Origin of the sequence: Marinovum sp. 2_MG-2023 (assembly GCF_030548265.1) — a bacterium.
Taxonomy (GTDB): Bacteria; Pseudomonadota; Alphaproteobacteria; order Rhodobacterales; family Rhodobacteraceae; genus Marinovum.
This window is the reverse complement of the sequence record NZ_JAUOSD010000010.1, coordinates 59,155-79,931: the sequence shown is the minus strand read 5'-3', so window position 1 is coordinate 79,931 and position 20,777 is coordinate 59,155. Positions and strand designations below refer to the sequence as shown.

General features: G+C 62.0%; 19 protein-coding genes. 7 read left to right on the top strand and 12 right to left on the bottom strand.

The window, feature by feature from the left end:
- Positions 1-154: 154 nt before the first annotated feature.
- The 7 genes from Q4577_RS12945 (at position 155) to Q4577_RS12915 (ending at position 7,620) form a co-directional block, all read left to right on the top strand.
- Entirely contained in the window at positions 155-1,075 is a 921-nt protein-coding gene (locus Q4577_RS12945; protein ID WP_303469635.1) for a LysR family transcriptional regulator, read from the top strand.
- A gap of 148 nt (positions 1,076-1,223) precedes the next feature.
- Positions 1,224-2,159 carry a CehA/McbA family metallohydrolase gene (locus tag Q4577_RS12940; RefSeq protein WP_303469633.1) on the top strand — a complete coding sequence of 312 codons (936 nt, stop codon included), beginning with the start codon at positions 1,224-1,226 and terminating at the stop codon, positions 2,157-2,159.
- Between the two features lie 45 nt (positions 2,160-2,204).
- Positions 2,205-3,821, top strand: coding sequence for an ABC transporter substrate-binding protein (locus Q4577_RS12935; RefSeq protein ID WP_303469632.1), 1,617 nt, complete (start codon positions 2,205-2,207; stop codon positions 3,819-3,821).
- A 5-nt stretch (positions 3,822-3,826) separates the two neighbouring features.
- Positions 3,827-4,846 carry an ABC transporter ATP-binding protein gene (locus Q4577_RS12930; protein WP_303469630.1) on the top strand — a complete coding sequence of 340 codons (1,020 nt, stop codon included), beginning with the start codon at positions 3,827-3,829 and terminating at the stop codon, positions 4,844-4,846.
- Entirely contained in the window at positions 4,843-5,859 is a 1,017-nt protein-coding gene (locus Q4577_RS12925; protein WP_303469628.1) for an oligopeptide/dipeptide ABC transporter ATP-binding protein, read from the top strand. The genes Q4577_RS12930 and Q4577_RS12925 overlap by 4 nt, the downstream gene beginning before the upstream one ends.
- Positions 5,856-6,791: an ABC transporter permease gene (locus Q4577_RS12920; RefSeq protein WP_303469627.1), complete on the top strand. Its 936-nt coding sequence runs from the start codon at positions 5,856-5,858 to the stop codon at positions 6,789-6,791. The genes Q4577_RS12925 and Q4577_RS12920 overlap by 4 nt, the downstream gene beginning before the upstream one ends.
- Positions 6,784-7,620, top strand: a complete 837-nt coding sequence (locus Q4577_RS12915) for an ABC transporter permease (RefSeq protein ID WP_244690447.1) — start codon at positions 6,784-6,786, stop codon at positions 7,618-7,620. Before Q4577_RS12920 ends, Q4577_RS12915 begins: the two co-directional genes overlap by 8 nt.
- A gap of 63 nt (positions 7,621-7,683) precedes the next feature.
- On the opposite strand, the gene Q4577_RS12910 is transcribed toward Q4577_RS12915, so the two are convergent.
- From Q4577_RS12910 to Q4577_RS12855, 12 genes are all read right to left on the bottom strand, one after another.
- Positions 7,684-8,718 carry an SIS domain-containing protein gene (locus Q4577_RS12910; RefSeq protein ID WP_303469626.1) on the bottom strand — a complete coding sequence of 345 codons (1,035 nt, stop codon included), beginning with the start codon at positions 8,716-8,718 and terminating at the stop codon, positions 7,684-7,686.
- Position 8,719: 1 nt separating this feature from the next.
- Positions 8,720-9,460 (bottom strand): ATP-binding cassette domain-containing protein, encoded by a 741-nt coding sequence (locus Q4577_RS12905; protein WP_303469625.1) that lies wholly within the window; start codon positions 9,458-9,460, stop codon positions 8,720-8,722.
- Entirely contained in the window at positions 9,457-10,668 is a 1,212-nt protein-coding gene (locus Q4577_RS12900; protein WP_303469624.1) for an alanine racemase, read from the bottom strand. Before Q4577_RS12900 ends, Q4577_RS12905 begins: the two co-directional genes overlap by 4 nt.
- A gap of 15 nt (positions 10,669-10,683) precedes the next feature.
- Complete coding sequence (locus Q4577_RS12895) at positions 10,684-11,646, bottom strand: ABC transporter permease (protein ID WP_303469623.1); 963 nt, start codon at positions 11,644-11,646, stop codon at positions 10,684-10,686.
- 113 nt (positions 11,647-11,759) lie between these two features.
- Positions 11,760-12,812 (bottom strand): substrate-binding domain-containing protein, encoded by a 1,053-nt coding sequence (locus tag Q4577_RS12890; RefSeq protein WP_303469622.1) that lies wholly within the window; start codon positions 12,810-12,812, stop codon positions 11,760-11,762.
- Positions 12,809-14,080, bottom strand: coding sequence for a M20 family metallopeptidase (locus Q4577_RS12885; RefSeq protein WP_303469621.1), 1,272 nt, complete (start codon positions 14,078-14,080; stop codon positions 12,809-12,811). The genes Q4577_RS12890 and Q4577_RS12885 overlap by 4 nt, the downstream gene beginning before the upstream one ends.
- Positions 14,077-15,291: an ROK family transcriptional regulator gene (locus Q4577_RS12880; RefSeq protein ID WP_303469620.1), complete on the bottom strand. Its 1,215-nt coding sequence runs from the start codon at positions 15,289-15,291 to the stop codon at positions 14,077-14,079. The genes Q4577_RS12885 and Q4577_RS12880 overlap by 4 nt, the downstream gene beginning before the upstream one ends.
- A 223-nt stretch (positions 15,292-15,514) precedes the next feature.
- On the bottom strand, positions 15,515-16,405 hold the full coding sequence (locus Q4577_RS12875) for a carbohydrate kinase family protein (RefSeq protein ID WP_303469618.1): 891 nt from the start codon (positions 16,403-16,405) through the stop codon (positions 15,515-15,517).
- Positions 16,402-17,475 carry an ABC transporter ATP-binding protein gene (locus Q4577_RS12870; RefSeq protein ID WP_303469617.1) on the bottom strand — a complete coding sequence of 358 codons (1,074 nt, stop codon included), beginning with the start codon at positions 17,473-17,475 and terminating at the stop codon, positions 16,402-16,404. Before Q4577_RS12870 ends, Q4577_RS12875 begins: the two co-directional genes overlap by 4 nt.
- Positions 17,476-18,960: an argininosuccinate lyase gene (argH, locus tag Q4577_RS12865; protein WP_303469616.1), complete on the bottom strand. Its 1,485-nt coding sequence runs from the start codon at positions 18,958-18,960 to the stop codon at positions 17,476-17,478.
- Positions 18,957-19,841: a carbohydrate ABC transporter permease gene (locus Q4577_RS12860; RefSeq protein WP_244690875.1), complete on the bottom strand. Its 885-nt coding sequence runs from the start codon at positions 19,839-19,841 to the stop codon at positions 18,957-18,959. Before Q4577_RS12860 ends, argH begins: the two co-directional genes overlap by 4 nt.
- Positions 19,838-20,734 carry a carbohydrate ABC transporter permease gene (locus Q4577_RS12855; RefSeq protein ID WP_244690874.1) on the bottom strand — a complete coding sequence of 299 codons (897 nt, stop codon included), beginning with the start codon at positions 20,732-20,734 and terminating at the stop codon, positions 19,838-19,840. Before Q4577_RS12855 ends, Q4577_RS12860 begins: the two co-directional genes overlap by 4 nt.
- Positions 20,735-20,777 lie beyond the last annotated feature (43 nt).

The following is a 20,777-nucleotide window of genomic DNA, read 5'->3' as shown; positions in this document are numbered from 1 at the left end:
CCCTGCCTTGGCCCTGCTGCCCCCCGCACGGCAAATCCACCCCCAAAGGGCCAGGGGTCAAAGCCCGCGGTCGATCCCCGAAGCTTGGGTTGCAAAACCCGCAGGCCTGTGGGACGCAGGCCCGGTCACATCAATGACCGCAGCGGGCCCCACAATGTCAGACACGGATTTTACGCCAAAAGCGCCTGTTGACACCGGGCCCGATCCCCGGCTCGAAGTGTCCGACCTGCGCGTGATCGTGGCGGTTGCCGAGGCCGGCAGCTTTTCCGGCGCCGCCCAGGCGATTGGGATGAGCCAACCGGGTGTGTCGCTGCGCATCGCCCGGCTGGAAGAGCGGCTTGGCCTGAAATTGTTCCAGCGCCGCAAACCAATGACCCTGACCGACACCGGGTTCCGCATTTTCAATCAGGCCCGCACCGCGCTTTTGCATTTTGACAAAGTCCTGCAAAGCGTCGACGAATTGAAAAGCGGCCAGGGCGGGCTTCTGCGTGTTGGCTTCAGCGTGCCGCAGGTGGCCATGCCGATCCTGCGGCGATTTGTGACCCGGTTCCCGGATGTCACCATCAAACTGCAACAACGCAACAGCCATTCCCTGCTGGAAGATGTCGCCCGGATGAGCGTCGATGTCGGCATTCTGACCTGGCCCGACGCCGATCAGATCTCAAACGAACATGTGGTTCTGGCACAGCAGGAACTGGTGCTGGTGCACAACGCCGCCATGATGTCGCTGGGCGCGGGACCGATTGACCGCGCGGCCCTGTCTGAACACCGGATTGTGGTGCAAAAACAACCCTCTATGACCCGCACCGTGGTCGACCGGCTTTTCGAAGCCAACGCCATGATGCCAAAACATCTGTTCGAAGCGCCACGGCGCGAAGCGGTGATCGAAGCGGCGGCTGCCGGGCTGGGGGCGGGGCTTGTCTTTGCCTCTGAAATGCCGCCCGACGGGCGTTTGCAACAGACCCGGCTGGACCTGATCCAACCGGGGGCCAAGCTTTTGCTGGTCATCGCTGACGGCGCGCGGGGCATTCCCGCGGTATCGCATTTTCTGGACATTGCCGCCGAACCGGGCTGATTGCCCGCGTTCCTGCCCCCCCTGCAACCCTAATACACCATACCTGCCTGCCCAAGTCTGAGCAGCGCAGATTATTCCGGTCATTCGGGCGAACTGTCATATCCGCTTCATAAACATCTGTAATTGGATGCGCATGGAGAATAGCGAAATGAAATACAAAGATGCAATGCTGCGGCCCTTTCAGGCAAAAGGCACCTTCCTGCGTGGCAATCTACACGGACATTCGACCAATTCGGACGGTGCGCTGACGGTCGAAGACGTCTGTGCCCATTATCAGGCGGCGGGATATGATTTTATCGCCGTGACCGACCATTTCCGGGAAAAATACGGCTATCCCATCACGGACAGCCGCGCCAGCCGCAGCGCCACATTCACCACCCTGATCGGGGCAGAGCTGCACGGGCCACAAACCTCGCGCGGGGAACCCTGGCACATCCTTGCGGTCGGTCTGCCCGATGACTTTGCCGTGCCGCCAGCGGATGAAACCGGCCCGGATCTGGCCCGCCGCGCCCGCGCCGCCGGGGCCTTTGTGGCGATTGCCCATCCGCATTGGTATCAATTACAACTGGAAGACGGATTGGCGCTCGACGCCGCCCATGCGGTGGAAATCTACAACCACACCTGCTGGATGAATTCCGACCGGGGTGACGGTCTGGTGATGTACGAGGCCCTGCTCTGCGAAAACCGCCAGCTTTTGGCCATCGCCACCGATGACAGCCATTTCAAACGCCCCGACAGCGGCGGCGGCTGGGTCATGGTGCGCGCTGAAAGCAATACCCCCGACGCCCTGCTGGCTGCGCTGCATGACGGGGCGTTCTATTCCAGCCAGGGCCCCGAAATCCATGACGTGGCTCGCGACGGCGACGAATTGGTCATTTCCTGCTCTGCGGCCAGCTCGATCCTGTTGGTCGGCCCCTACGCCAAGGGCGTGCGCCTGCATGGCACCGCCCTGACCGAGGGGCGGCTATCGCTGGCGAAATTCTTCGGCTCCTGGTGCCGCCTGGTGATTACCGATGCGGCGGGCCGGCGCGCCTGGACACATCCGCTCTGGCTGGATGGGTCCGACAGCACCGCCAAGACCTGACGCAAAGAAAATTCAAACCCTGATTTGAAAGGACGACTTATGTTGATGTCTCGTCGAAACACGCTGGCGGGCCTTGCGGGCCTGTCTGCGCTGATCCTTGGCTTTGGCCTGATCGGTGCAGAGACCCAGGCGCAACAGGCCGATGCACGGCCCGATCTGGTGGTCGCGGTGCCGAAACTGGCGCGCGGGCTGGAACCGGGCAAAAACGGCGGCAATGTCGATGTGCGGGTGATCCACTCGGTCTTTGACACGTTGATCCGCCGCGATTTCGTCGCCCAGGCCGAGACCGGCAAAACCACGCTGGTGCCCGGGCTTGCCACGTCATGGGAACGCATCAGCCCCACCGAAATGGTGTTGCAGCTGCGCGATGATGTCACCTGGCACGACGGCAGCGCATTCACCGCCGAAGATGTGGCGTTCAGCTTTGGTCAGGAACGTGTCTATGGCGAAAATGCCCCGGTGCGCGGTGTTGCCTCGACGCTGGCGGAATTGGAAAGCGTCGACATCCTTGGCCCGCATGAGGTCAAGCTGACCTGGGCTTCGCCCGATTATCTGATGCCGCACCGGTTGGCCAACAAAGGCGCGTGGATCGTTCAGAAAGCCGCCTATGAGGCGCATCGCGATGACACGCTGCCGACATCCGAATGGATGGCCAAGGCCGTCGATGACGTGATCTGGGCGCCGGTTGGCACCGGGCCTTACCGGTTTGACGGCTATACCGCCGGTGAAAGCCTGCGGTTGGTCGCCAATGACGATTATTTCATGGGCGCGCCTGCGGCCGCCACAATCACCTTTCTTGAGGTGCCAGAGGTCGCGGCCCGCATCGCCGGTCTGGTCAGCGGTGAATTCGACATGTCCGCCGATATTCCGCCAGATCAACTGCCGGTGCTGGAACGCTATGACGATCTGCAAATTGCGCCCGTGGTGCGTGAAAACACCCATGTTGTGGTGTTCAACACCACCCATCCGAAACTGGCCGATCCGCGCATTCGTCAGGCGCTCAGCCTTGGGATCGACCGCAAGGCATTGGTCGCATCCGTCTGGCGCGGGCTGTCGATGACCCCCAAAGGTCCCCAGCTCTCTGCCTTCAACGACATGTACCTTGATGACCTGCCAGAGTTCGCCTTTGACCCGGATCGCGCCCGTGCCTTGCTGGCCGAAGCCGGTTTTGACGGCAGCCCGATCACCCTGCGCTATATCCCCGGCTACTACACGCTTGGTTCCGAAGCGGTGCAGATCCTTCAGGCGATGTGGGCCGAAATCGGCGTCACAATCGAGCTGATGCCAATGGAAAACTGGAAGGCGATGCGCGACGCCGACACCATGCTTTATACATGGTCCAACACCTATCGTTTCCCCGATCCGCTGGGTCAGTTGACGCTGGCCTATGGGCCGCGCTCCGCCATTCAGACGCGCTATGGCTATTGGCAGAGCGACCGGTTCAACGCATTGGCCGCCGAGCTGGAAAGCACCATTGATCTGGACGCCCGCCGCGCCGCATTCCGCGAAGCCGCTGAAATCTATCTGTCGGAAGTGCCCAGCACATTCCTTTACAATCCGGCCGACATCTATGCGATCCGCAACGGCATCTCCTACACGCCAACCCCCCAGTTTTTCGAGGATTTCCGCCCCGACAACCTCAAAATCCTCGGGACGCAATAGACGCGATGTCGATACATGACGTAAAACCGTTCCCTGTTGGGGACATGATGGGGGGCGCTGCGGCGCCCCTCTTGCAGGTCCGAGGGCTGACCGTTTCTGTGCCGTCGCAACGCGGCCCCGTCACGGTGGTGGACGGCGTCGATCTCGACATCGGCGATGGTGAAACCCTTTGCCTTGTTGGCGAAAGCGCCTCTGGCAAGAGCCTGACAGCGCTCAGTCTCTTGGGGCTTCAGGGTGATCGGATCACGTCCCGTGGTGCCATTCATTTCGGTGGTCGTGACCTGATGACATTGGATGAACGCGCGATGGCGGCGCTGCGCGGGCGCGAAATCGCAATGATCTTTCAAGAGGCCGTGCCGGCCCTGAACCCGATCCACCGGATCGGGCGGCAATTGACCGAGGCCCTGATGCAGGACGGCACCATGGGCCGCCGCGCAGCGCGCCAGCGGTCCAAAGAGCTAATGCAGCAGGTGGGCATTCGCGATGCCTCGGCCCGGCTTGCGGCCTTTCCCCACCAGTTTTCCGGCGGCATGGCCCAGCGGGTGATGATCGCCATGGCGCTGGCACAGGCCCCCGCGCTGCTGATTGCGGATGAGCCGACCACCGCGCTGGATGTGACCATTCAGGCCCAGATCCTTGATCTGTTGGCCGATCTGCGCCAGCAACAGGGGCTGGCCATGTTGCTGATCACCCATGACATGGGGGTTGTGGCGGAAACGGCGGACCGTGTGGCGGTGATGTATGCCGGTCGGATCGTCGAAACCGCGCCGGTGCATGCCCTGTTTGCCGCCCCGGCGCATCCCTATACCGCCGCGCTTCTGGCCGCGCGTCCCGGGTTTGACGACCATGCCGCACCAACACCAATTGGGGGCGAGCCGCCCGATCCCGGCAACCGCCCCGCTGGATGTGCCTTTGCGCCGCGCTGTGCCCGCGCAACCGATCTTTGCCAAAGCATCGCCCCAACCACGCGTCATCTCGGCAACCGCAGCTTTGCCTGTCACCATCCGCATATGGTCGCCGCATGACCAGTGCCGCACCCATCCTGGAGGCCCGAAACCTCTGTCGCCGCTATCCGGGACCGCGCCGCTGGCCCTTGGGCCCGCGCAGCCATCAGCACGCGGTCAGCGCGGTCAATCTCTCGGTCGCACCGGGCGAGATCCTTGGCCTGATCGGCGAAAGCGGCTCGGGCAAAAGCACCATCGGGCGGCTGATGCTGGGGTTGGAACGCCCCGACACAGGTCAGGTCCTGGTCGATGGTCACCCGATGCCCCAGCGCGCCGATCCCGCATGGCGACAGTTGCGGCGGCAGTTGCAGGTGGTGTTTCAGGATCCCCATGGCGCATTGGACCCGCGCAAACGCATTCTGGATCAGGTCACGGAGCCGCTGGATATTTTTGCCGAAGGCACCGCCGCCGGCCGCCAGCGCCGCGCCCAGGAGATGCTGGCGCGTGTGGGCCTGCGCCCCTCGGTATTCACCCGGTTCCCCAATGCCCTGAGCGGCGGCCAGAAACAGCGGGTGGTCATTGCCCGCGCGCTGATGCTGTCGCCCCGGTTCCTGTTGTGTGACGAGCCGATTTCGGCGCTGGATGTCAGTGTCGGCGCCCAGATCACCGCGCTTCTGGCCGACCTGCACCGCGATCACGGCATGGCCATGCTGGTGGTCAGTCACGATCTGTCGATGGTGCGCAGTTTCGTGCATCGGGTGGCCGTGCTGTTTGCCGGTCGGGTGGTCGAAGAGGCCAATGTTGCCACACTGTTTGCCGCGCCGCGCCACCCCTATACCCGGATGTTGATTGACGCGGTGCCGATCGCCGATCCGACCCGCCGCCGCCCGCGCCAGTTGCCCCTCCCGATGCCGCCCCCAGCACAACCGGCAATACTGGGCGCTGTTACTGGCGGCTGTGCCTTTGCCGCGCGATGCCCCCACCGACAGGCCCTGTGCCTGCAAAAGATGCCAATCCTGCAAGACATGAATGACGCCCGCCCCGGCCACCGCACCGCCTGTCATTTCCCGAACCCAAAAGGGGCAGCACAATGATGCGCTTGCTGTTGAACCGCCTGTTCCGGGGCGTGTTGACGATCTGGGGCGTGCTGACATTCGTGTTTATCATGCTGCGCCTGTCCGGCGATCCACTGGATGCGTTGCTGGGCGACGAAGCCACGCCCGAAATGATCGCCTATTACACCCGGCTCTATGGCTTTGATCAGCCAATCTGGCAGCAATATGCAAATTATTTCACCGGGTTGTGGCAGGGCAACTGGGGGATCTCATACCGCGACGGCCGCGATGCCTTTGCCGTGGTGATGGAACGCATTCCCGCAACGCTCTATCTCGGACTGTCGGCTTTTGTCTTCAGCCTGATCCTTGGGGTGCCGCTTGGCATTCTGGCGGCCCGGCACCGCAACAGCGCGATTGACCGCTTTGCCATGGGGTTGGCGGTTCTGGGTTTTGCGCTTCCCAACTTCTTTCTGGGCATCCTGATGCTGCTGTTGTTCACCATGACCTGGCAGATCCTGCCCAGCTCGGGCGCCGGCAGTCTTGCGCATTATATCATGCCGGTGATCACCCTTGGCACCTCGGGCGCGGGCAGCATCGCGCGCTTTACCCGCTCCGCCATGCTGGAGGTGATGAACCGCCCCTATATGCGCACCGCCCGCGCCAAGGGGCTTTTGCCGGGCGCGCGCCTGCGCCGTCACGCGCTGCCGAATGCGGCCATTCCGGTGGTGACGATTTTGGGCTTCCGGCTGGGCGACATGATTGCCGGATCGGTGGTTGTGGAAACGGTGTTTGCCTGGCCCGGCGTCGGGCGGTTGCTGGTCAATTCGGTCACCGCACGGGAACTGGCCATCGTGCAGGCCATCGTCGTTCTGGTCACCTGCACAATGGTGATCGCCAACCTGATGGTGGATCTGCTCTATGGCTGGCTCGACCCACGCCAGCGCGATGCAAAGGCAGACGACAATGGCTGAAACCTCGCTACGATCCACCCCCTTTGTGGTGCGCCTGTCGCTGGCCTGTCTCGCGGTCTTTGTGCTGGGCGGGCTGTTCGCGGGCTGGATTGCGCCACATGATCCGGCCGCACAAAACCTGATGCAGCGCCTCGCGCCGCCGGTCTTTCTTGGCGGGGATTGGACCTATCCGCTGGGCACCGATGCGTTGGGCCGCGACATTTTCAGCCGCATGTTGTTCGCCACCCGGATGAGCCTTGGCGTCGCGCTGTTGGGCACACTGATCGGGGCGGTGATCGGCACCTTCCTTGGCTTTGTCGCGGCACAGCAAAACCGCGTCACAAGCGGTGTGATCATGGCGCTGGTCGATGCCCAGGCCGCCCTGCCGTTTCAGATCTTGGTGCTTGCGGCGCTGGCACTGTTTGGCAATGCGCTCTGGCTGTTTGTCGCGCTGGTGGGAATTGCCGGTTGGGAAACCTATGCCCGGTTGATCCGGGGCGCGGTCCTGTCGGCGCGCACCGAAACCTATGTGCAGGCGCTAGAGGCCACCGGCGCAAGCGCCTGGCGCATCCATGGCCGGCATATCCTGCCCAATGTCGCCAATATCCTGATCATTCAGATCAGCCTCAACTTCCCCTCAACCATCCTGCTGGAAACCTCGCTCAGCTTTCTGGGATTGGGCATTCAGCCGCCCTTGACCAGCCTGGGCGAAATGCTGGGATCCGGCCGCGACCATCTGTTGCTGGCGTGGTGGATTGCGGTGGTGCCGGGGGCGGCGATTTTCCTGATCACCCTGTCGATGAGCCTGGTGGGTGACTGGCTGCGCGATCTGTTGGATCCAGACAGTTAAGGTCAAAACCCCGCCCCCCCGCGCGGGGGCGGGGTTACCGGGCGACGTCCGGCCAAAGCAGTTTCAGATCGTCTCTGTCACCTTGTTCAATCCCGCCGGCGCATCGGCATTTTCCCCAAGATGGCGCGCCAGCGTTTCGGTAAACCGGTAAAACGCGATGATCTGGACCAGCGGCATCAACAGCGGATGCCCCACCCCAGGCACCGGCAGGGCGGTGGTTTCCTTCCCATCCGCCGAAATGGTCAGCGCCGTGGCCCCCTTGTCGCGCATCGCCCGTGCCGCCGCCGTGACCGATTGCGTCGATGCATCCGCCGGATCAAACACCAGCGCCGCGAATTTCCGATCCGCCAGCACCACCGGCCCATGCAGCACCTCAGCCGAGGAAAACACCTCGGCGTGAATGCGACAGGTCTCTTTTAATTTCAGCGCAGATTCCGCCGCAATGGCCAATCCCGGCCCGCGTCCGACGGTAAACACCGATCCGGCCCGCGCCAGCGCCAATTCCGCCACCGTCCAATCGCAATCCAGCGCGCCCCGCGCCGTCTCGGGAAAGGCCCGCAATGCGCCTTCCAGCGCCTTGTCTCCGGTGAAGCCGGCCACAAAGCCCAGAATGGCAAACAACGATCCGACAAAGGATTTGGTCGCCGCAACCGCCTTTTCCGGCCCGGCCAAGATCGGCAGAACGCTGTCGGCCCCGGCCCCGACCGGGCTGTCGGTGACATTCACGATGGCCAGCGTCCTTGCCCCGCCCCGGCTGGCGGCCTGTTGCAGGGCGACCAAATCCGGGCTGCCGCCAGATTGCGAAATCGCGACACAGATGAAATCCTCCAATTTCAACGGCGTATCATAGACCGAGGCCACCGAAGGCCCGATGGACGCCACCGGCAGACCGGTGGAAATCTCCATCACATATTTGAAAAATGTCGCCGCATGGTCCGACGTGCCGCGCGCGCAGGTGACAAACCCACGTGGATTTGTCGCCGCCGCTTCGCGCCCGGCCGTGAGGTAAAGATCAAGCCCCTCAACAATCTGGCGCGCCAGAACATCCGGGATCTCATGGATCTCACGCGCCATGATGGTTTGAATTTCACGGTTCATATCAGGCAACTCCGGTGATCATAGAGACGATTTCATTCTTGTCGGTCTTGGCGGTTTCGCGAATGCCGATCTGTTCCCCGCGGCGCAGCACACAGATGCGATCCGACAGTTTGAACACCTGATCCAGACTATGGCTGATAATCAGGATAGCAAGGTTCTTGGCCTTGAGATTGGCAATCAATTCCTCGACCCGCGCGGTTTCGGCCACGCCAAGCGCGGCGGTGGGTTCATCCAGCAGGATCAGCTTGCTCGCCCAATGGGTGGCGCGGGCAATTGCGATGCCCTGACGCTGGCCACCGCTGAGGTCGCGAATGGTCGAACTGGCCGATGGAATGCGCACATCCAGCTCATCAACCAGCGTTTGCGATTCTTGCCGCATCCGCGCCTTGTCCAGCAGACCAAAGGGCGGTTTGGTCAATTCCCGGCCCAGAAACATGTTCATGTAGACCGGCTGTTGATCGGCCAGCGCCAGATCCTGATAGACCACTTCGATGCCCTTGCTGCGGGCTGAACTGGCGTCGGCAAAACTGGTGGTTTCCCCGTCCAGCCGGATCGTGCCCGAGGTCGGCGTATAAACCCCCGACACAATCTTGATCAGGGTGGATTTACCGGCGCCATTGTCCCCGACAAGCGCGACAATTTCCCCCGCCCGCAGATCCAGCGAAAAATCCTGAATCGCCACCACCCCGCCAAAGGCCATGTGAATATTCTTTAACGACAGAACCTCAGCTTCAGCAGTCATGACAGCGCCCTTTCTGGCCAATCGACGCGCTGGCCGAAGATGTTTTCAATGGATGTGACGCGGGGCGCACCGGTGGAAATGCCCGACACCCCGACGATATTGGCGCGGGTGACAAAGGCCTGACCGCGAAAGCCGAACACCACGGTGTCACCGGTTTTCGGTTTGGCCGGCCCGGTGGCGTCGATCATGCCGTAATAGTCGATTGCCGAATAATCCGGGATTTCGACCGGGGCCAACGCCGTCGCCGCGCTTGTCGGCTCTGATGACACCAGCGCATGCACCTCGTATTTCGGGAACACCGGATCAATATACAGTCCGCCCCCAAAGCAAAACGCATTGCCGCCATGGTGGTGTGACACTTCGGTCAGATAGAGCACCGCCGGATCTTCCGGCAGATCCTCGACCGCATGCAAGGGCGTGGTGCCATGCAGGGCATTGCCGGGTTCACATTGCGTCGCCCCGGCCTCGGCCAGAGCCGACAAAAGCACGGTTGAATTGGTGCCCGGCGCGTTGATTTCAATGTCACCGCGCCCCGCCGCCGCCAGCGCCTCGGATGTGGTGGCAAGGGTGGTCAGGTTCGGGGTTGGCCTCACCTTGCGCCGTTCCAGATCGAACAACAGCGCGGGGAATGTGGTGATCCCGGCAAACCGCCCACCGTCCAGCGCATCCATCTGCTCCGCCACGGCGCAAATATCGCTTGCGGCAAACCCGCCTTCATGGCCGCGATAAAACGTATCGCCCTCGGTCTGGACCCGCGCCAACAGGTTCTGCACCCGCCCGGCCCGCGCCGCCGCCTCTGCCGCCTCGCGCGCCTTGTCATCGGAAAACACCGTCCAGTAATCGGGCCGCAATTGCGCCGCCGCGAAATCGGCATCCCCGCCCGGCACCTGCACCAGATGGCCCAAATGCCCGGTCTTCAGCCCCGCCCGGTGACAGGCAATCGCGCATTCCATATCCACCGCCACCGACCGATCAATCCCGCCGCGCATCACCGCCTGACAAAACCCGGAATGGCGCCCGACCTGTTTGGTCATGGCAAAGGTTTTCAGCCCGTGTTTCGCCGCCTCGGTGGTAAAGATCCGCGCATTGGCCTCGACCGCATCCAGATCCAGCACATAGGAATTCGGCGGGATCGCCCCCGATTGATGCAGGGCCATCGCAGCTTCGACAAAGCCCGGATTGCGGCGCATCAGAACATCCAGAAACATGAATTCGCTCCTCGCTTAGCGGTTGGCATCGCGGAGAGAGACCGCAACAGCCAACAGAATAATCAAACCCCGAACGATCATCTGATCGGACACTTTCAGGTTCATCAGGATCAGACCGTTGTTCAGCATCCCCATCATAAGAGAGCCAACCAGCGCCCCGATCACCGACCCCTTGCCGCCATTCAACAGCGTGCCCCCGACAATCACCGCGGCAATCACCGTCATCAGATCGCTTTCGCCCAGGGTATATTTCGCCGCCTGCAACCGCCCGGCATAGAGCAGACCCGCCAACCCGGCACAGCCGCCGCAAATGGTCAGCACATAAAACCGCACCCGCGCCACGCTGATCCCGGACACCTGTGCCGCACGCGGGTTGTCGCCGGTGGCCAGCACATGCGCGCCGAATTTCGTATGGCGACAGACCAGATGCCCGATGCCGATGCCAATCACCGTCCAGATCACCAGCGACGGGATCGAAAACAATTTGCCCGACCCAAACAGACCGGTGAATGTCTCGTTCATCACCGGGATCGAACGCAGGTCGGTCATCGACCGGGCAATCCCGGCAAACAGCCCCATGGTCGCCAGCGTCACCAGAAACGACGGCAGCTTGAGATAGGCCACCAGAACGCCGTTCAGCGCGCCAATCGCCACCCCCGCACCCAGCCCGGCAATCACCCCGACCGCCAGCCCGAAACTCTGCATCGCAACAGCGGCCGACAGCGCGGCAACCGCCACGATGGAACCGAAACTCAGGTCGATCTCACCCGCCGACAGGGCAAACACCAGACCGATTGCCATGATGGTCGCCGGCGCGGTTTGCAGCACGATATTGGTCAGATTGCGCTGGGTCAGAAAACCGTCGTCATAAAGCGTCGCCGCGAAAAACAAGAAGATCGCAAGGAAACCGATATAGACAACCATCTGTTTGAAATCCAAACCGGCAAGGCCGAATTTCCGAAGGGTCATAGTGGACATTTGGACACCCGTGTTCTGGGTCGGCACCGGCGATTGCGCCCCGTGCCAATGATTTCACGTCAATTGATCCGGCCCGGCACGACCTGGGATGATTGCGCCGGACCGATCACGATTTACTTGCTGGTTACGCTGGCCGGGGCTTCGATATGCAGCGATTGCATCCAGCCCTCTGCCACATTGTCGGCGGTCACGGTCACCGCCGGGGCGACGACAAAGGCCGGCACATCCATGTCCAGCAGATCCAAAATACCGGCCGCCGCCATCGCACGACCCAGCTCATAGGCTTCGTCGGCAACAAGCGCCGCGACATTGCCACCGCGCACCATGTCCAGCGCCACAGGCTCCGACAGATCCAGCGTCACCAGTTTGGTGGTCTTGTTGCCATTGGCGCGCAGCGCGGCCAACACACCTTCGGCGGGGCCGGCCCATGTCACATAGATGCCGCCAATATCGGGGTTGCGCAGCAACATGGCGTTGGCAATCTCTTCGGCGCGGGCCGGATCGCTGATCCCCTGTTCCGCGACAATCGAAATATCGGGATAATCGTTTTCAATCGTGGTCTTGAACGCATTGTCGCGCTGGTTGGTCACATAATAGGCCGCATCGTGATAGATCCAGCCAACGGTCCCGGCATTGCCCATCGCCGCCGCCAGCGCATCCGCCGCCTGTTTGCCCATCTGGAACAGATCGTCGGTGACAATCGCCGCGTAATCATCGGGATGGCTATACCCCGCCGGCAGGTTCGACAGGAACACCAGCTTCACGCCATCGGCCTTGGCCTCTTGGAACGCCGCCGCCGATGTCACCGGGTCAAGCGGCAGGGACAGGATGATATCGGGCGATTTCACCATCGCGGTTTCAATATCGCTGCGCTGTTTCGCGGCGTCGAAACCGGCGCTGGTGGTGGCCACGACCTCGATCCCGAAGCGGGCGAATTCATCGGTCGCACCGCCCGTCACCGCATTCACGAAATCCGATTGATCGTGCCACAACAGCGCCGCCTTATAGCCGCCGGCCCGCAGCGCCGCGGCGCTGGTTTCGGGCACAACAATTTCCGACGTTGGCGTGGCCGCCTCGCCTTGGGGGCCAACCGTTTCTGCCATCGCCGGAACCGCCGCCAGCGCCAGAACCGCGCCAAACACATTGTTTTTTATGATATTTTTCATTTGCTTTCTCCTGTTGGGATCGTCTCTTGGGTGCCGCAATAGCGCACCATGAAAAGCGCAAAGGCGCGGATCGCGGCCAGGTATTCGTCGACATTCACCCGTTCGTGGAACGTATGCGCGACGCTGATGTCACCCGGCGCGCAATAGATCGCCGGACAGCCAATTTCATTCACCAGGAACGGCGCCTCTGACCAATAGGGCGCGCCGCTCATCGGGGTGGGTGTGCCGCGCACCTCGGCCACGCAATCCGCCAGCGCCCGCGCGCCGGGATGATCGGGATCAATTTCCACCGGCGAGCCGCCAAAAACGTGGTCGCGCCCGGCGGGATAGCTGATGTCGATGCGGATGCCCTCGGATACCGGTGCCGCCTTGACCGCCGCTTCGAACCCGGCCACCGCATCATCAAGCGTTTCGCCGGGGCGTAGTTTTCGGATCAGCGACAGGCCACAATCGCCCGGCACCGCGATATATCCGCCGCCCTTGATTTCGGTCACAAGGATGTCGGACGGCCCCACCAGCGGATGCGCGCCCGCGGCTGTCAGCTCTGCGCCATGGGCCCAGATCGCCGACAGGATCGCATGTGTGGCCTTGAGCGCATCAACCCCGTCCTCGGGCGTGCCGAAATAGGCCGATTTGCCGGTCACTTTGATATCTGCGATGAAAAACCCGATCTGGGCGGTGTAGACCTCCAGCTTCGTTGGCTCGACATAGACCGCGAAATCGGGTTTTGCGATCTCTCCGGCGGCAACCCGTTGCACCAGATCTTTGGCCCCTGCACTGACACCTGTGCCCGGCTCGCCGCTTTCCTCATCCCCGATAAAGGCAAAACTGACCGTCCCGGCAAGCGTTACCCCCGCCATATCCAACAGCCGCAGCGCCGCCAGCGACGCGCATATCCCGGCCTTGAGGTCACAGGCCCCGCGCCCCCAGACCTCACCCGCGATCACCGGCGCGGCAAAGGGATCTTCCTGCGGTTGCCCCTGCCAGTTTTCGGCCCAGCCCCGCACATGCACAGTGTCGGTATGGCCCACAAACATCAGGTTCGGGCCCGCCCCCGCACGCGCGCCCCAGGTATTGGGCCGCCCGGCAAGGAAGTCCCCCGATCCGGGGTTCAGATCCAACTCCGCCATCACGCCGCTCAGAAAGCTGGCAAATCCGGCCTCATGTCCGGTCACGCTTTCGCAACCAATCGCCCGCTGCAACAACGCCACATCCGCCGCGCCGTCCTGGGCCGCGACCAGCCGGGATTTCAGATCACTGTCGCTCATGCCACGCCCTCGTGAAACTTGGCCAGATCCGGCGCCGGCACCACAATCGCCCCACCGGGCAACCCGCCGGAAAACAGCGCAATGTTCAGCCGCGACAGGGCAATCGACGTGCCCCCCGCCAGCGCCGCATGATTGCCAAGCACCGAAGATTCCACCGGAATATTGCGCGGGAAACAGCGGCGGATTTCCGGTTCAATCAACCTGATCAACTCGTCTCTGGCCCCTATGGAGCCACCAATCACCACACAGGCCGGATCGACCACCGCCGCAATGGCGGCAATCGCCCGCGCGATATAGCGCGCCGCACGTGCCAGCACCTCTTTCGCGTCAGCGTCGCCCTGCAATGCCGCTTCAAACACCTGCGGCACGGTTTTGGCCACGCCGGTCAATTCCTGATAATGTTCGATGATCGCGCTGGTCGCGGTCTTGCGTTCCAATGCCCCAACCGTCAGGCTTTTGGCCTCAAACGGATCGGCCCCGAACGGCAAATAGCCGATTTCGCCCGCCGCCCCGGTGGCACCGCGCACTAATTGCCCGCCAATGACCAGCCCCGCGCCGATCCCGGTGCCAATCGACAGATAGACCAGATCGTCCTTTTCACCCTGATGGGTCATCCAATGTTCGCCAAGCGCGGCAAGGTTCACATCGTTTTCGACCAGAACCTCGATCCCCAACCGGTCCTGCAACAGCGCCGGGAAATTGATGCTGTCGATGCCGCTGATGTTGGGCGCCAGATTGATATGGCCGGTCGCCGCGTCCAGCACCCCCGGCACGCCAACAACCGCAACCCGGACCTTTTCCGGCAAACAGCCGTATTTCGACGCCGCCGCAAGGATCAGCCGCCCGATCTGGTCAATCACCGCCGTGCCGCCGCTCTGAACCGTGGGTTCGGCGATTTCCACCACCACCGCGCCCGACAGATTGCACAGCGCGACCCGCACCTTTGTGCCGCCCAGATCCACGCTGGCCACCAGCGCCGCCTCGGGCACGATTTCATAGACTACCGCGCGCCGCCCGACGTTGCCCTCGGTGCGCCCGACCGTCTGAACCCAGCCGTCGGATTCAAGACTGGCAACAACCTCGGACACCGTCTGTTTCGACAGGCCGGTCATCTTGGCCACACTGGCCCGCGAGATCGGCCCATAGGTGGTGATCGCCTGAACGACTGAACTCATCGACATGCGTCGTGAAATGTTTGTCGGGTCCGTCATGGCTCATTCCTATTAATTCGTCTAGTTACCGAACTAATAGATTCGACAAAGATCTGTCAAACCTTTTCTGCGGCAAACCCTAGGTGATTTTCCGCCATACTGCGCCGATGGGATCAAAGGACCGCGCAGAACCAACAGCAAAATGGCCCGGCTCACGCAAGAGCCAGGCAGGAATTTCCATCAGAATTATCAGTGGTTTATCGACGCATCACCCGCGCCACGGCTATTCCGCCGCGCGGTGCATCCCGGCGTCAATCTGGCCAATCCCGCCAGCGCCGCCCATCACCGCCACCGCACGCGCGCCACAGTCATTTCCCAGCTCCAAACAGGCCAAAAGCGCGCGACCCTGCCGCCAGGCGACCACAAAACCGGCGGCAAATGCATCCCCTGCCCCGGTCGGATCAACCACCTCTGTGGGGCGCGCGGCGGCCTCGACCCGCGCGCCATCCACCAGCGCAAAGGCCCCGTCGCCACCGCATTTCACCGCCACCAGCGGCGGTTTTTCCATCACCAGACCGCTGTCGCACAGCGCCTGCCATTCCGCCTGATTGGGCAAAAACACATCGACCGCTTCGATCAAATGCGCCACCTCTGCCCCGCGCGCCATAAGCCCGTCATCCCAACCGCAATCCAGCGACAGCGTCCACCCCGCATCCCGCGCCAGATCAATCAGCCAGGGATCTTCCTCCAGCGTTTTCAACTCGCCGATATGCAAATGCCCGACCTGCGGCAAAACCGCAGGATCAAACCGCGCACAGGCCGCGCCAACCCGATGGGTGACAAAAGCCCGGTCATCGGCCAGCGACAGCGCCATGGTGATCTGCGGCGCATCGCCGGGCCGGGCCGCCGTGCAAAAGTCGATATTGATGCCAATGGCGCGCAGCCGCTCGGTCAATGGCCCGCCAAACGGCGCGGCGGGCAGGGTCGCAATCAAATGCGTACGCTGCCCCAGCGCCACCAGGGTCGCCGCCGAATTGGCCGCGCCGCCCCCGGGATGCAGGCTCAGCCCGTCGGAAAAGATCTCGGTCCCGAGGCTGGGCAACCGGTCCAGCCCGGCAAAGACCAGATCCGCGTAAACCCGCCCAACACATAGTATTTCTGGCCGGTCGGTCACGTGCGCGGGCCCCATGAAAGTGCCACACCGCTGTCGGCATCAAACAGATGCAGATCTTCCTGCGCCGCGATCAACCGCACGGTGTCGCCCACCTTGGGCGGATGTCGGCCATCGGCCTTGGCCACAACCTCGCCGCCTGCCGTGTCAATATGGACAAGCGTTTCCGGCCCCAGCGGCTCACAGACCGCGACCGTGCCCGCGACCAGCCCCTCGCCATCCGTCAGGTGAAGATCATCGGGCCGCACACCCAAAGTCACGGCGCGTTTGCCGAAATCCGCACCCAGCGGCATGGCAATACTGCCCCCCGCATTGGTCCGCACCCCGTCCGGCCCGGCCTCGGCCGCCAGCATGTTCATCGACGGCGCGCCGATGAACCCGGCAACAAAGGCATTGGCCGGACGGCGATAGACCTCTTCCGGGGTGCCGACCTGCTGGATATGACCGCCATCCATGATGACAATCCGGTCCGCCATGGTCATCGCCTCGACCTGATCATGGGTGACAAAAATGATCGTGGTGCCGACGCGTTGGTGCAACTTCTTGATCTCTAGCCGCATTTGCGTGCGCAATTGCGCATCCAGGTTCGACAGCGGCTCGTCAAACAGAAACACCGACGGATCGCGCACCATCGCGCGGCCAATCGCCACCCGCTGACGCTGGCCGCCCGACAATTGCGACGGTTTGCGCGCCAACAGATCGGTCATCCCCAACAGGGCCGCAACCTCGTCAATGCGCGCTTCTTTATCTGCCTTGGGCAGACCGGAACTGCGCAGACCAAACCCGATATTCTTGCGCACCGTCATATGCGGATAGATGGCGTAATTCTGGAACACCATTGCGATGTTGCGTTCCTTGGGCTCAAGGTTGTTAACCACCGTGCCGCCGATATGGATCTCGCCCGATGTGACCTCTTCCAGCCCGGCAATCATGCGCAGGGTGGTGGATTTGCCACAGCCCGACGGGCCGACAAACACCACGAATTCCCCATCGGCCACCCCCAGGTTGATGCCATGCAGCACCTCGGTCTTGCCATAGGCTTTGGTCAGTTGATGAAGGCTAAGTTCGGCCATTCAGGTCTCCTTCAAATCTAGAAATGCCGAAGCAAGCGTATCCTGTGCCGCACTGTGGCGGGCGCACCGGGCGGCACGCGCCCCGGTCAACCGGCCCAGCGTGGCGCGATATTCGGTCAAGGCCGCATCCATTGCGGCCGGTGCGGGACCGCCGGGGCGATCACGCTGGTCAATGAAATTGCGCGCCGACACCGCGGTGCCAAAGGCCCCTTGCGTCAGTGCCGGCTCACGGCCCGCAACCTCGGCAAAGGCGGCGGAAAACGCATCGAACCCGTCGCGCAACGGCACGCCCCGCCCGATCACCGCCCGCGCGGTGGTGGCCGCGATCTCATGCGCCTGGCGAAAGGTCAGCCCCTCTTGCCGCACCAGCGTATCCGCCAGTTCGGTGATGGTGATACAGGCCGCATCGGTGTTCTGTGCCACCCGGTCGGCGTTGATACTGCACGCGGGCAGGAACGCGGTCAAAAGCGCAATCATCCGCCCGCCATGGTCAAACACGCCATATCCCGCCTGCTGCACCTCGCCTTCGCTGTCGTTCATGTCGGTGAAGGGCGTGTTGTGCATGGTGTTGACGATGGCATCACAGCGCCCCGCCGCCACCGACGCCATATGGCGCATATGTTCAATTGGCACCGGGTTGCGTTTCTGCGGCATGATCGAGCTGATCTGCACCAGCGCATTTGGCACATAAAGCTGGCCAACCTCAAACGCCGACCAGAACGCCATGTCCTGCACCACCCGGCCCAGATGCACAAACACCAGCTTCAGCGCAGAATAAAGCGCCGTGACATAATCGACCGAGGCAATGCAGCCATAGGAATTCAGCAACGGCGCCTCAAACCCCAGCAAATCCGCCACCCGGCCCCGATCAATCGGGAAACCGCTGGTGGTGATCGCCGCCGCGCCCATCGGGCAATGTTCCAGCCCCTCTGCCGCCGCTTCAACCCGCGCAATATCGCGCAACAGCACCTCGATCACCGCGCCAAGGTAATGACCGAATGTCGACGGTTGCGCCGGTTGCCCGTGGGTATAGGCGACAATCATCGTGTCCCGCTCTGCCTCTGCCTTGGCAATCAGCGCATCGGCCAACCCGTGCAGCGCCGCCAGCATCGCATCCGTGCGACGGCGCAGCCCCAGCTTGAACAGCGTGTGATCCATATCGTTGCGCGACCGCGCCGTATGAAGCGCCCCGCCCAGATCACCCAGCCGATCGCGCAACATCGCCTCGACCAGAAAGAAATAATCCTCATGTTCCCCGGTATATTGCAGCGCCTCGATATCGACCTCGGCCTCGATATCCGCCAGCGCCCCGGCCAACGCCCGTGCGTCGCCCGGCGGCAAAATCCCGGTCTCGGCCAGCATCACCAGATGCGCGCGGTTGATCGCCGCCATATGCCCCGCGAAATGGGTTTTCACCCCATCAAACAGCGGCGCAAGCACCGTGTCGCGATAGGTCGGATCGGGAAAAACACTTGTATCCGTCATCCTTTAAGCCCCGCCATGACAACCCCGCGAATAATGAACCGCTGGAACACCAGAAACACGATCAGCGTCGGAATGGTCGAAATCGCCGCCCCGGTCATGATCAATTCCCAGGCGACATCGGCCTCGTCCCCGAACCCCGAAAGCCCCACCGGCACGGTGTACATTTCGACCGAATTGGTCACGATCAGCGGCCACAGGAACGCGGTCCAATTGCCCAGAAAGACAAAGATCGCCAGCGCCGCCAAGGCCGGTTTGACCAGCGGCATCGCCACCGTCCACCAGATCTGCAACTCGTTCAGCCCGTCAATCCGCGCCGCTTCGATGAAATCATCCGGCACGCTTTCGAAAAACTGCTTCATCAAAAAGGTACCAAAGGCGGTCATCAAACCGGGGAACATGATCCCCCAATAGCTGTCCAACCACCCCAGACTCTGGCTCATCAGATACCAGGGGATGACCAGCATTTCGGTCGGGATCATCAGCGTCGACAGGATGGCGATAAACACGATCTGCCGCCCCGGAAACTTGAACTTGCACAGGGTATATCCCACCAGACTGTCAAACAGCACGTTGGAAATCGTGGTCACCGTCGCAATGATGATCGAATTCACGAACCACCAGTAAAACCGCCCGTCTTCCAGCACATAGGTGTAATTCTCGATCGTCGGCTCTTCGGGGATCAGATTGATGTTATAAACCTCATGCGGCCATTTCAGCGAGGTCGAGATCATGTAAACGATGGGCATCACCATCGCGATCCCGCCCAGAAACAGCAGCAGCCAGCGGATGATCTGCCCCATATTGGCCGGGCGGCGCGGCGGTTTCGCCAATGCGGCCTCGGTCGTGGGGCGCTGTGATGCGGGCATGTCGACGGCGCTCATCTGTCGCTCCTCAAAATCCAAAGTTGCAGCAGGCTGACCACCAGCAGGATCAGGAACAACACCACCGTCTGCGCCGAGGCATATCCCATGTCGAAACTGTTGAACGCGGTGTCATAGATCATCAGCACCAACGGTTTGGTCGAATTCAACGGCCCGCCGGGATTGTTGGTGGTCATGTTGAACACATGATCGAAAATCCGCAGGAACCCGATCGAGGAAAACACCACGATGAACACAATCGTCGGCCGCAGCAGCGGCAGGGTGATCTGCGTCAGCACCGTCCACCAGCCAACACCGTCGATCTTGGCCGCCTCATAGTAGCTGACCGGAATCGACCGCAGCCCCGCCATGAAAATGATCACCTGAAACCCAAGCCCCGCCCAGACCGCCGGCGCCAGAACCGAGGGCAATGCATTGGTGATCGAGCCCAGGAAATTGATCTGCGGAATGCCGAAACCGGCCAGGATATTGTTGAACAGGCCAATCGGCACGTCCTGATAAAACCACCGCCAGACCCAGGCCATCGCCACCGCGGATGTCATGAACGGCAGGAAGTACAACATGCGCAAGAACCCATGCGCAAACCGCACCCGGTCCAGATGATAGGCAATGATGAAGCTCAGGATCAGCGAAATCGGCGTGCCGATCAGCAGATAGGCAAAGGTGTTGCGAAACACCTTCCAGAACACCGCATCATGCCACAGCTTCTGATAATTCTCGATCCCAACCCAGGTCCGCGACCCCAGAAGGTTCCAGTCCTGAAACGAAATCAGAAACGCGGTGCCGGTCGGATAAAACCGGATCACCACATAAAACAGCACGGGAATGGCCAAAAAGCCCCAGGCCCAGACGATCTGTTTCTGACGAATAGAAAGGTTTCGATACATCGTCATGGTCGGCGCTATCCCCCCGCTGTCGATATTGATTCAGTTGATT